The organism is Clostridium cellulovorans 743B (assembly GCF_000145275.1).
GTDB classification, from domain to species: Bacteria; Bacillota; Clostridia; order Clostridiales; family Clostridiaceae; genus Clostridium_K; species Clostridium_K cellulovorans.
The window spans coordinates 1,604,460-1,618,210 of record NC_014393.1; the positions used below are offsets into that span (position 1 = coordinate 1,604,460).

Annotated in this window: 10 protein-coding genes; all 10 read left to right on the forward strand. The window is 30.3% G+C overall.

Annotated elements, in window-relative coordinates; all coding sequences use genetic code 11:
• The first annotated feature begins 159 nt into the window (after positions 1-159).
• The 10 genes from CLOCEL_RS22740 to CLOCEL_RS06555 all read left to right on the forward strand — a co-directional run bounded on the left by CLOCEL_RS22740 (position 160) and on the right by CLOCEL_RS06555 (position 13,715).
• Complete coding sequence (locus CLOCEL_RS22740; RefSeq protein ID WP_010076079.1) at positions 160-300, forward strand: hypothetical protein; 141 nt, start codon at positions 160-162, stop codon at positions 298-300.
• On the forward strand, positions 281-5,449 hold the full coding sequence (locus CLOCEL_RS06515; RefSeq protein ID WP_242655230.1) for an RCC1 domain-containing protein: 5,169 nt from the start codon (positions 281-283) through the stop codon (positions 5,447-5,449). Before CLOCEL_RS22740 ends, CLOCEL_RS06515 begins: the two co-directional genes overlap by 20 nt.
• A 222-nt stretch (positions 5,450-5,671) precedes the next feature.
• On the forward strand, positions 5,672-5,926 hold the full coding sequence (locus CLOCEL_RS06520) for a hypothetical protein (protein WP_010076077.1): 255 nt from the start codon (positions 5,672-5,674) through the stop codon (positions 5,924-5,926).
• A gap of 375 nt (positions 5,927-6,301) precedes the next feature.
• Positions 6,302-6,628, forward strand: coding sequence for a hypothetical protein (locus CLOCEL_RS06525; RefSeq protein WP_010076076.1), 327 nt, complete (start codon positions 6,302-6,304; stop codon positions 6,626-6,628).
• A gap of 130 nt (positions 6,629-6,758) precedes the next feature.
• Positions 6,759-7,355: a hypothetical protein gene (locus tag CLOCEL_RS06530; RefSeq protein ID WP_010076075.1), complete on the forward strand. Its 597-nt coding sequence runs from the start codon at positions 6,759-6,761 to the stop codon at positions 7,353-7,355.
• Between the two features lie 538 nt (positions 7,356-7,893).
• On the forward strand, positions 7,894-9,111 hold the full coding sequence (locus tag CLOCEL_RS06535; protein ID WP_010076074.1) for an argininosuccinate synthase: 1,218 nt from the start codon (positions 7,894-7,896) through the stop codon (positions 9,109-9,111).
• 18 nt (positions 9,112-9,129) lie between these two features.
• Positions 9,130-10,509, forward strand: coding sequence for an argininosuccinate lyase (argH, locus tag CLOCEL_RS06540; RefSeq protein WP_010076073.1), 1,380 nt, complete (start codon positions 9,130-9,132; stop codon positions 10,507-10,509).
• 302 nt (positions 10,510-10,811) lie between these two features.
• Positions 10,812-11,288, forward strand: coding sequence for a DUF4342 domain-containing protein (locus tag CLOCEL_RS06545; RefSeq protein ID WP_013291662.1), 477 nt, complete (start codon positions 10,812-10,814; stop codon positions 11,286-11,288).
• Between the two features lie 236 nt (positions 11,289-11,524).
• Complete coding sequence (locus tag CLOCEL_RS06550) at positions 11,525-12,214, forward strand: response regulator transcription factor (protein ID WP_010076070.1); 690 nt, start codon at positions 11,525-11,527, stop codon at positions 12,212-12,214.
• Entirely contained in the window at positions 12,204-13,715 is a 1,512-nt protein-coding gene (locus CLOCEL_RS06555; protein WP_010076069.1) for a sensor histidine kinase, read from the forward strand. The genes CLOCEL_RS06550 and CLOCEL_RS06555 overlap by 11 nt, the downstream gene beginning before the upstream one ends.
• Positions 13,716-13,751 lie beyond the last annotated feature (36 nt).

Genomic DNA, 13,751 nt, shown 5'->3' on the forward strand with positions numbered 1-13,751 from the left:
TGCCGAACATTGAACAAATTTTGGAATTGATATATACTATAAATGTAAAAATAAAACAAAATGCACATAAGGAGGTAAAGATCAAAAAATAAAAAAGTACATCGAAAGAGTAAATTTGATAAATTAATTAGAAAAAATCTAAATTATCTAACAGATTCTATGACTAAGATTAATTTAATAAAAAAACTAACGATTGTTCAAGATGCTATAAGTCTAAGCCGTGATAGTAAATACGCAATAATGCAAAAATATATGAAAATTATAAAAGAGGGGGAAATGAATGATGAGAACTTTAGATAAAAGTAAAAGATCTCGACTTATTACAAATATATATATTATGGTAAGTATGTTTGTAATGTTAAGCGGATACAATTTAGTATTTAACAAACCTACTACGGTTAATGCGATGTACACTATCGATTCATATACAAATGGCATTAGTCAAGTTTCTGGTAGCAATGGTTTACAAAATGTATTTATGAGATATGATGGAAGTGTTTGGGGGAGTGGTTACAATGTTGATGGACAATTAGGACTTGGAAACTGTACAAGTCGACAGTCGCTAGCTCAAATACCTATTACTAACATTGAGAATATAGAATGTAGTTCGTTAAATACATATTTTGGGAAATGGGATGGAACAGTTTGGGGTTGTGGCGATAATAGTTATGGGCAATTAGGAATTGGAAATACAACAGATCAGTATACACCAGTACAGATTTCAATAACTAAGGTTAAGGCGATTAAAAGTAGCAATGGTCACACAATATTTATAAAGTATGATGGAACAGTTTGGGGTTGTGGCGATAATAGCTATGGACAATTAGGAATAGGTAGCACTGCTAAGCAGTCTACAATAGTACAAATTCCTATAACTAATGTAGATCGTGTCTATTGTGTTGGAGATTCTACAATGTTTATAAAGTATGATGGAACAGTTTGGGGTTGTGGTTTGAATAGCCAGGGACAACTAGGAATAGGTAGCTTTTCAAATACACTTTCACCAATTCAAATACCAATCAATAATGTTAAAGATATTGATGGAGGTTGGCAGCATACAATATTCTTAAAATATGATGGAACAGTTTGGGGTTGTGGTGATAATTCTTTAAAAGAACTAGGTGTTACAGGTGTTACATCTTCATCATCCATAATACAAATACCTATTAATAGCGTTGATGATATTGAATGTACAACTTACAGCACTATGTTTTTAAAAAAAGATGGAACTCTTTGGGGATGTGGTGACAATAGCGATGGGGAATTGGGAATAGGTACCACTGAGAAAAAAGTTTCACTAATGCAAATTCCTATAACTAATGTAAGTAGGATTGGTCAAAGTTTACGTACCACTTATGTTATAAAGAATGATGATTCTATTTGGGGATGTGGCTACAATTCTTCTGGATCATTGGGAATAGATGATTATCAAGATAAATGTATATTTGTGAACCTATCTGGATACTGGGTAACTACAGATGATAGAGCAACAAATACAGTGGTTAAGGCGGAAATAAGTAAACTTCAATCTGATTTTGATGTAGCACTAAAAGTAGTAGATGCGCTACCAAGCTCTAAAATAAAAACTGACTTATCTAATAGATTAATCGCTATGCAACCTTATACAGATGTAGCTTTAGCTATAAAGGCAGTAGTCGATGCAGAGGAATATCAATGCCAACTAGATTTAGAGCAGGCGGAGGATCTGGTGCACAGTCTACCAAATTCTGCATGTAAAACTGATTTGATAAATAGATTAGAGGTAGTTGAACACAATATATATTTAAATAAAATAAAAAGCGTAGCAGATGTAGTGAGTGAGGCAGAAGCAAATAAAGACAAATTAGAACTACGGGATCTATACGACTTATGGAATAAGGTGGACAACTTGCCAGGGTTACCAGAAAAAAAGGTTGTAATGGATAGAATGATTGCCCTTGATTATGCAGTGAAATTAGCTAAAGCAACAGCGTATGTGAGGTCAGCAGAACTTTATCCAGACCAATCGGATTTATGGAATGCACAAAGTGTCTTAGAGATTATGACAAATACACCAGAAAAAGCAGCTTTATTAGATAGAATTGCAGTTGTTCAAGCGCGACTAAATATAAATGGTGTAACAAATTTAGTGATTTCGGCAGAAGAAACTAAACGACAAGTAGATATAAATATCGCAAAAAGGGAAGTGGAAGCCCTACCAGACTCTATAGATAAAACAGAATTATTAAAAAGATTGGCAGCAGTTCAAAATACAATAGATGTACTTTATGGATTAATTGGAATGAATAATGAATTAAAGGCAGTGACTTATGCAGAAGCAACTAAAGAACAGGTAGATTTAGGTAACGCAAAAGTTCTAGTGGATGCTCTAACAGATTCAACATATAAAACAGATTTATTAAATAGATTAGCTGTGGTGCAAAATCAAATAAATATAAATAATGCAGCAGCTAAAGTGACTTATGCAGAAAGAACAAGAGAACCAAGTGATTTAAGTAATGCAAAAGCTGTAGTGGATTCTCTACCAAATTCAACAGCAAAAAATGATTTAGTTAATAGGTTAAAAGTTGTGGAAACATACATAAATAAATTAGCTGATGCTACGGCTAAAACAAGAACTGCGGAATATGAAAAAGCTAATATAGAGCCAGCTCAGTCTGCGATAAACTTGTTACCTATAGGTGATACTAAGAGAATACAACTTCAAAATAGATTGGATGTAGTTAAATTATACATAGCAACAACTGCAGTGATTAACGCAGAAACAACTAAAAAACAAGTAGATGTGGGTAAAGCAAAAGTTCTAACGGACATTTTACCAACTTCAAAATATAAAACAGATTTATTAAATAGATTAGTGGTAATTCAAAACACAATAGGTGTACCTAATGTAATTAATGTAGCAATTAATGCAGTTACTAATGCAGAAACAAGTAAAAAACAAGTAGATGTAGATAGTGCAAAAGTTCTAGTGACCAAGTTACCAGATTCAACAGATAAAACTAACTTATTAAACAGATTATCAGTAGTTCAAAAGACAATAGATTTAACTAATGCAATAACTTCAGTAACTAATGCGGAAACAACTAAAAAACAAGTAGATGTAGATAATGCAAAGGTGCTAGTGAACAAATTGTCAGATTCCACAGCCAAAACGGATTTATCTAATAGGTTAAATGTTGTACAAACATACATAAGAAATATAATTGATGCTACAACCCTAGTAGTTAGGGCAGAAGTGAGTAAGCGGCAGTTAGATGTAATAAGAGCAACAAGTTTATTGGACACTTTAGCAAATTCTATAGGTAAAACTAATTTATTAAATAGGCTAAATGTTGTTCAGGATGTTATAGATTTAAATAATGTTATAAATATAGTGGTTAAAGCAGAAACTAGTAAACAACAAGTAGATGTAAATAGGGCAATAACATCAGTAAACTCATTATCAGCGTCTACAGATAAAACTAGTTTATTAAGTAGACTAGCCGTTGTTCAGAATTCTATAAATTTAACTTATGCAACAAATGCGGTAGTTAAAGCAGAAACAAGCAAAAAACAAATAGATGTTAGTATAGCAGCAAACTTGGTAAATGTTTTACCAACATCTACAAATAAGACTAATTTATCAAATAGGTTAATTAATGTTCAAAATACTATAAATAGTAGAATAAATTTAGCTGATGCAACAAATGCCGTAGTTAAAGCAGAGACAAGCAGAAAACAATTAGATGTTAGTATAGCAACAAGTTTGATAAATGTGTTACCTACATCTACAGATAAAACTAATTTATCAAATAGGTTAATCAATGTTCAAAATATTATAAATAGTGGAACAAATTTAACAAATGCAACAAATGCCGTAGTTAAAGCAGAGACAAGCAGAAAACAATTAGATGTTAGTATAGCAACAAGTTTGATAAATGTGTTACCTACATCTACAGATAAAACTAATTTATCAAATAGGTTAATCAATGTTCAAAATATTATAAACAGTGGAACAAATTTAACAAATGCAACAAATGAGGTAGTTAAAGCAGAAACAAGCAAAAAACAAATAGATGTTAGTATAGCAACAAGCTTAGTGAATGCTCTACCAGCATCTACAAATAAGACTAATTTATCAAATAGGTTAATCAATGTTCAAAATACTATAAATAGTGGAATAAATTTAGTAAATGCAATAAATGCGGTAGTTAAAGCAGAAACAAGCAAAAAACAAATAGATGTTAGTATAGCAACAAGCTTAGTGAATGCTCTGCCAGCATCTACAAATAAGACTAATTTATCAAATAGGTTAATCAATGTTCAAAATACTATAAATAGTGGAATAAATTTAGCAAATGCAATAAATGCGGTGATTAAAGCAGAAACAAGCAAAAAACAAATAGATGTTAGTATAGCAACAACCTTAGTGAATGCTTTACCAGATTCTAAAGATAAGACTAGCTTATCAAAGCGGTTAGAAGATCTTCAGAGTGAAATAAATAATCCACTGTATTTAATGGAAGCAACAGATGCAGTAACTATAGCAGAAGAAGTTAAAACACAATTAAATGTAGATAAAGCAGCAAAATTAGTAAATAATCTAAGGGATTCTATGGGTAAGGTTAATCTCGTAAAAAGATTAACAATCGTTCAAGGTGCTGTAAGCTTAACTAATGCACAAGCTGCAGTATCAAAAGCAGAAGCAAGTTTGCAGCAAGCAGATGCAGATACTGCGAAAAGTTTAGCTATTGCATTGCCAAGTAGTACAGAAAGAAATGCTTTATTGAATAAGTTAATAAATATTCAAAATATTATAAGCATAGCTAATGCAAAAACTGTAGTAAATAGGGCAGAAGGAAGCAAACAACAGGCAGATTTAGATGCAGCGGAAAAGTTAGTAAATACATTACCAAGCTCAACAAGTAAAACAGATTTATCGAATAGACTAACAACACTTCAGAATGTAATAAATTTAACTGATGCAACAAATGCAGTATTAAAAGCTGAAGTAACCATAGTCCAAGCAGATATAGGTGTGGCAAAAGACTTAGTAACTAAGATACCGACTTCTACAAGTAGAACCGATTTATTAAATAGATTGACAATTGTTCAGAACAATATAAATTTAACAATTGCAACAAATGCAGTATCAAAAGCAGAATTAACTAAAATACAAGAGGATGTAGATGTAGCCAAAAACTTAGCCCTCGCATTGATAACAAGTACAGAGAAAAGTAATTTATTAAATAGATTAGTAAATGTTCAAAACAGGGTAGATTTAACTAACGCAACAGATGCTGTAGTTAAATCTAAAGAAAGCAAACGACAAGTTGATGTAGATAGAGCAATGAATTTAGTAAATGCATTACCAAGTTCTACAACTAAAACTAATTTATTAAATATACTAGCTACTGTTCAAGATGCAATAAATTTAACCAATGCAACAAAGGCAGTAGTAAAGTAGATATTTTATTGGTGGGGAAAGTAATGATTTAATGTATAGTAGCATTTAAAAGAAAATTAATTCTTTGACACAGAACTGACATAATAAAGGGATATAATGAAAACATGATAGATAATCTTTTTTTCATTGATCCCCCTATAAAAACATTGGTATCCCCGTACCAATGTTTTTTTGCGTAGAACAGGTTATAATAATAGTTATAAGTACAAGGGTGAATTTTAAATGGATACTGTAGCTGCTAAGATTTTGAGATTTGGAGTGAAGTATAAAATGAAAAATAATCAAGAACCTTCAAGGAAACTATATTTTATTTACTCTTTGGCAAGCGTAGCTTTAGCCATTAGACTCTTTAAGGATAGTATAATTCTTCAAAAAGCTTATGTCATGATTGTTGGGGTGATGACCTTATTGGGGATGGCATTTATTTGTGCTAGATATGCAGTATTAAAAAAAAGATCGATAATATCACTGCACTAGAGGTTATAGATCTTTTTGGAATGATTATAGTTTTCATTGTATTAATTTTAGCTTCTGTTATTGTATTAATTTTAGCTTCTGTTATGGTAAGCTAAGATAAAAATAAGAGCTACATATTATTACTACTGGTATTATTTATGTATATGATAGTGTTAAGTATGAGGTGGATAGTAAGTGAGGAAAATATTAAAATATATATGCATTTTTGTTATGCAGTAGTGATTTCATACTTTTTAAATTTACTTAGAGAACAGGTGTTTATGCAGAAAAATTTTTTGTATGCAATTGGCAACTTTCTGATAACAATACTTGGATAACTTGGGTTTAAAAATATTTTTAACACAAATAAAAAATATTTTTGAGGAGAGCGACTGCATGGAAACAAAAGAAGAAAATCAAGAGAAGTTCTATATTTCTACAACAAGAATTATTTATGCACTAGCTGTATTGTCCATTGCGTATATATTGTTTGTTGATACAGTTTTAAACCAAAAAGCGTGGTTTATGATAATAATAATTGTATTATTATTATTATTATTATTATTATTAGGTTTCGCTATATCTTTTATTGAGAGAGCCATTGGTATATACATAAATGATCCTTATGAAAATGATAGTTCTCGCGATAAAAAAGGAGATTTTATAGGATTTGTATTGGTTTTAATGTTGCTTTTAGAAGCCTGTGGAATAAATACAATTTAGATTAATAATAGTATTTAGCTGAAGTTAGGAATGATCTAAGAATGTGTAACTAGGATTACAAAGCAAGTAAAAATTTTAATTGCATATAGACGAAATTTTTATTAATTTAACGTAGTAGGAGAAAAGATTAATGAAACTTGAGCAAGTGTTTAAACAGTGGGGATATGAGGTTTCAGATGAATTTAGAGATTTTGATTATTTATGTTCAAGGGAACCGGAAAAATGTTTTTATATTGATCGATTTCCTCAGTTGATTAATGATTTTAATAAATATCAACAGGAAGAAATGTTTTATGAGCAAGTGAAAAATAATAAGATATCAGAAAAAAGGTTTTATGCTGAAGAACTTAAGTTTATTAATATACTTAAGAAATTATGGCTTTATAATTCTGTAATTGGTGAAACAAATTTTTGTGAGATTGAAGACAAGATTATAAAAGAAGCTTTAAATTACGGATCAGATAATAATATGAATTTGTTTAAAGATAAACTTATGAGAGGTAAGGAACAGAGTTTTACATTAGAAGAAAATAACTTACTAGAGATTATAGCAAAACTTGGAGTGCGTGAATGTGTTTATTCAACGTTGATTTTTTTAGATTATAAGATAGTTATTAATGTATATAGTATGTGTTTTCAAGTGTATATAGATGATTTGTCAAAGTTATCTTTGATAAGAGAAGTAATCTGTACAGAAGGATTATATTTACGTTCATATATAATATAGAATAAGTTTTGGTTGCTGACACAAAAATGACATAATAAAGGGATATAATGAAAACATGATAGATAAACTTTTTTTTCATTGATCCCACCGCAAAAACATTGGTATCCCCGTACCAATGTTTTTGTTTTAGGATAAATATAGTGAATTTATAGTACTGAAGTAATTTTTTTAGATTTGATCTTAGTAGCGGATATAACATGTGAAGTTGATAGAGTAGCATTATTTTTATGATACATACTAACTTTGAAAATCTTTGTTATTTAATAGCCAATAATTTTGATGATGTAAATATTGGGTTGTTTCAAGTTAAATTCATAAAATGTATATTTATTAAATGCAAATCTTATAAATATGCATTAATGATGAATAATTATAAAAAAACACTTGTAATAATAACATTTATACAGTATAATTAGTAAATAAAAGTAAGAAAGATAATCATGCGATAGCTGTTAAATCTCAGTAGTCCTATAATGTAAGCTTAATTAAGGGATTCAGCTTAGGTGTGTAAATATAAAGATGATGGAGGCGTATTTTTATGGATAAAGATAAAATTAAGAAGGTTGTATTAGCCTATTCAGGAGGACTTGATACCTCTGTTATAATCACTTGGTTAAAAGAAAACTATAACTGTGAAATCGTAGCAGTATCAGGGGATGTTGGTCAAGGTGATGACTATGAAGTACTTAAAGAAAAAGCTATAAAGACTGGAGCTTCAAAGTTATACATAGCTGATCTAAAAGAAGAATTTGTTGAAGAATATATATTCCCAACATTAAAAGCTGGTGCAGTCTATGAAAATAAATATTTCCTTGGAACTTCCTTTGCAAGACCAATTATTGCTAAAAAGATAGTTGAGATAGCTAAAGCAGAAGGTGCTGATGCTATTGTTCATGGATGTACAGGAAAAGGAAATGACCAAGTTAGATTTGAACTTGCAATCAAAGCTTATGCACCAAATATGAAAATAATCGCTCCATGGAGAATTTGGGATATCAAATCAAGAGATGAAGAAATTGATTATGCTGAAGCTCACAACATACCTTTATCATTTACAAGAGAAGAAAGCTACAGCAGAGACAAGAATATTTGGCACTTAAGTCATGAAGGTTTAGATTTAGAAAACCCAGCTAACGAGCCTCAATTTGATAAAATTCTTCAATTAGGAGTTTCGCCAGAAAAGGCTCCAGATGTTCCAGAGTATGTAACAATATCCTTTGAAAAAGGTATACCAACTAAGATTAATGGTGTAGAATACAAGCCAGTTGATTTAATATTAAAATTAAATGAATTAGGTGGAAAAAATGGTGTAGGTATCGTTGATTTAGTTGAAAACAGATTAGTTGGAATGAAATCAAGAGGAGTATACGAAACACCAGGTGGGGCAATTTTATACTATGCTCACAGTGCTCTTGAAACATTATGTCTTGACAGAGATACTCAACATTACAAGCATTTAGTTGCTCAAAAATTTAGTGAGTTAGTTTACTATGGACAATGGTATACTCCACTTCGTGAAGCATTAACAGCTTTTGTTGATGAAACTCAAAAGACAGTAACAGGTGAAGTAAAGGTTAAGCTTTATAAAGGAAATATAATAACTGCAAGTATAACTTCTCCATATTCATTATATGATGAAGAAATAGCTACTTTCGGGGAAGATAATGTATATGATCAAAAAGATTCTCAAGGTTTTGTAAATCTTTTTGGTCTTCCTATAACAGTTAAAGCTATGTTAGACGAAAAGAGAAAATAAAAATTTGGAGGTCAAAGGATGAAGCTTTGGGGTGGAAGATTTTCAAAAGAGACTGATACACAAGTTAATGACTTTAATTCTTCTATAGCTTTTGATAGTCGTATGTATAAGGAAGATATCTTAGGTAGCATAGCACATGTAACTATGCTGGGGGACCAAGGTATTATAGAAGTTGAAGAAGCAAATGAAATAAAAAGTGGGCTACTTAATATATTGACAGAGATTGAAGAAGGAAAAATTGAATTTTCAATAGACGCAGAAGATATTCATATGAATATTGAAACAAAGCTTATTGAAAAAATTGGTGATGTGGGCAAGAAGCTTCATACTGCAAGAAGCAGAAATGATCAAGTTGCTTTAGATTTAAGAATGTATCTTAAAAAAGAAGTTGAGGAGATAAGTGGATATCTTCTTGATATAATTGAGACCTTGGTTAATAATGCCAAAGCAAATACAGAAACTATAATGCCAGGTTATACACATCTTCAAAGAGCACAACCTATTACTTTCGCTCATCATCTCATGGCTTATGTAGAGATGTTTAGAAGAGATTACGGAAGAATTAAGGATTGCTATGAAAGAATGAACTATATGCCTTTAGGAAGTGGAGCTTTGGCTACCTCTACTTATCCTATAGATAGGCAAAAGGTTGCTGATATTTTAGGCTTTAATGGTATTACATTAAATAGTTTAGATTCGGTTTCAGATAGAGACTTTACTATAGAGCTTGCTTCTGCTATTTCAATCATAATGATGCATTTAAGTAGATTTTCTGAGGAGATAATCCTTTGGTGTTCATCAGAATTTGCTTTCATAACTCTTGATGATGCTTATAGTACAGGAAGTAGCATAATGCCTCAAAAGAAAAATCCTGATGTTGCAGAGCTTGTTAGAGGAAAAAGTGGAAGAGTCTTTGGTGACTTAATGGGTCTTCTTACAATGATGAAGGGAATCCCTTTAGCTTATGACAAGGATATGCAAGAAGATAAGGAAGCTATTTTTGATGCAGTTGATACTGTTAAGCTTTGTTTACCTGTTTTCACGAAGATGGTTGAAACTATGACTGTTAACAAGGAAAACATGAGGAGAGCAGCAGGAAAGGGCTTTACTAATGCTACTGATGCAGCAGATTATCTTGTAAAGAAGGGTTTACCTTTTAGAGAAGCTCATCATGTAATTGGAACAATAGTTGCTTATTGTACAACAAATCAAAAGGAAATAGAAGAACTTACCTTGGAAGAGTTTAAGAGCTTCAGTGATATTTTTCAAGAGGATGTATATAAAGCAATTTCACTTGAAACCTGCGTAAATGAAAGAAAGGTTCCAGGTGGACCTAGCTTTATAGCAGTGAATAACCATATAGCCTTCGTTGAGGAATACTTAAAGGGCTTAAAATAATTTAATTAAGATATATAGCTGTTTTATAAGAGAGAAATCTTTTATGAAACAGCTTTTTATTTATTAATATAAATTCCAATTATGTTTCTACATTAAATCCATATACCGTTGATAAAATCAATATAAGTTCTTAGTGGGACATCTATATAAACTTCAATTGCAATTTTCTAATCTAATTCTAATCTTCTACTAAGTTTTATATAATTTTAGCTGTTTATAATAAAACCATAGATTAAATCAGTTGACTAAATTAATCAAATCAATAAAGTCAATTAGAAACAAATTAAATGGAGGAATTAAAAATGATAACAATTGAAAAAATTGATGAGCTAAGAGCTAGAGTAAATGTAACTTATGAAGAGGCAAAGGAAGCTTTAGAAAATACAAATGGAGATATCTTGGAAGCGATTATATACATTGAGAAAAAGAATAAGAGTTTAAGTATAGTTGAGAAAAAACAAGAAGAAAGTGGAGAAGCAAAAGTGTCAGAAGGATTTGCATGTTTTATTAAATGGTGTAAAAGTGTAATTAAAAAAGGTAATAGAAACAAGTTTGTAATCAAAAAGAAAGAACAAACAGTTTTAAAATTCCCTATAACATTAATGGTACTAGCAGTATTCTTTGCGCCATATATAGTTGTTCCACTATTGATAATAGCATTGTTTACAGGACATCAATTCCTATTTTCAGGTGAAGACGTAGAAAAAACAAAGGCAAATGTAGTTATGGATAAAGCTTCACAATTTGCAGAAGATATAAAGGTTGAGTTGCAAAAATAGAGAAAAAATTCTAAGACTTAATTAACAAGTGTTTTCAAGAAAATTTGATTACAATGGTAACATCAGCGAAGAAAAGCATATTTGATTTCTTGATATAGGTATAGAATTTAAGTATATGCCCCTTACTAATTTTGGTGAATATGACAAGCTCATGTTATACTAAAATAGGTAAGGGGCATATTGATTAATAGAAAAAGAATAGTTTTTGTAAAAAAAGTAAGTTTTGGAGGAAATATATGAAGGGGAAAATACTTGTTATAGAAGATGAAGTGAAAATTGCAAGATTCATAGAACTTGAGTTGAATTATGAAGGGTATGAGGTTGAAAAAGTTCATGATGGAAGAGATGGGTTTAAAATGGCTAAGGAAAATGATTATGATTTAATACTATTAGACATAATGCTTCCTTCTATGAATGGTATTGAAATACTGAGAAGACTAAGGGAAAGTTCTGATATCCCTGTAATCATGCTTACAGCTAAAGATGAAACTATGGATAAGGTCATGGGACTTGACATGGGAGCAGATGATTATGTGACTAAACCTTTTGAGATTGAAGAGTTGTTGGCAAGAATAAGGGTTGCTTTAAAAAGAAAGATAGTAGTTGTTAAAGAAAATACTTCTAACCTTATCAAGATTAAAAATCTTAGTATAGATTTAGAAAAGTATTCTGTTACTTTTAAATCAGAAGATATTGAATTAACTAAAAAAGAATTCGATTTATTATTATATTTAGTAGAAAACAAAAACAAAGTATTGTCTAGAGATAAAATATTAGAAACTGTTTGGGGTTTTGATTACTTTGGAGATACAAATGTTGTTGATGTATATATAAGGTATCTTAGAAGTAAAATTGATGATAAGTATAAGGAGAAATATATCTATACCGTAAGAGGTGTAGGATATGTTGTAAAAGATGAGAAATGATTTTTATAGTAAAAGAGAATTAGTTAATTTTATTGCCAAGGAAATAAAAAAAATCTATGCTATTCTTTTTAAAACTATTATTCAATATATAAAAAAATGGTGGAATACTGGAGTATCTAAGCTCAGGTTTTCTTTAGTTTTAAGACTTAATGCTTCTTATGTGTTGAGAACTATTAGCATAATATTTTGGATAAATATCCTTTGTATAGGTATCAGTGCTTATTATATTAATGAAATAGTTAAAGAGAAGATCACTTATACTTCAGAAGTAATTATAGAGGAGTTAAGTAATTCAAAAGAATTGAACAAAGATAATATAGATATTATTGGTAGAAGTAGTGGGTTATATTTGAAAATATATGATAAAGATAATACTGTTTTGTATTCTAATACAGATGACACAGACACAGAAATAATATCTGAAATAACAGATGGGTATACTTTTGAAAAAGATAGCCAAGGTGACGATGTAATTTCTTTTAAGAAAGAATTAGAAGGTTATAACTATGGAATTAGACAGAAGGTGGATAGTGAGCAAGGTGAATTAACAGTTGTATTATACGATAAGCCTTATAATAATTATAAAAGTTTACAAGGACCATTCTTGATGTTACTTGCCTTTGAAGGGCTTATAATACTTATAACTATACACAAAGGTGCTAAAAAAACAAGGAAAATACTTAAACCTATAGATGTTATGACGAATACAGTTAAAAAAATATCTGTTGATCAGTTAGATACAAGACTTAATATCAGTGGATCACAAAATGAACTAAAAGATTTAGCTTTGACCTTTAATGAAATGCTAGATAGACTTCAAAATTCCTATGAAATACAAAATCAATTTGTATCTGATGCTTCTCATGAATTAAGAACACCTATATCAGTTATTCAAGGCTATGCAAAACTTCTTGATAGGTGGGGAAAAGAAGATGAAAAGGTGCTTTTAGAATCGATAGAAGCTATAAAAACTGAGGCTGAGGATATGAAAGATTTAGTAGAAAAGTTATTATTTCTAGCTAGAGGAGATAAGAATACTCAAGAAGTAAAAATGGATAATTTTGATTTGAAGGAGCTTATGGAAGAGGTTTATAAGGAAACAAAGCTTATAGATAAAGAACATATTATAAATCTAGAAAGTAGTGATTCAATTGTTATTAAGGGTGACAGAAAGCTGTTAAAAGAAATGCTCAGAATCTTTGTTGATAATGCTGTTAAATATACCAAAAGTGGAGGAAATGTAACTTTAGGATTTAGCAAGGAGTTCACTAAGGTTAACATTTTTATCAGTGATACAGGTGTTGGGATTAGCCAAGAGGATCTTCCTAATATATTCAACAGATTTTATAGAGCAGATAAATCTAGAACTAAAAACACTGGTGGCACAGGACTTGGTTTATCTATAGCAAAATGGATAGTGATGAAACATAGAGGTTCTATTGTTGTAGAAAGTAAGATAAATGAGGGGACGAAGTTTATTATAAGGTTGCCGATAGATTAACTTAATATTATGGAGGAGGTCTAATTTCTGTATTTT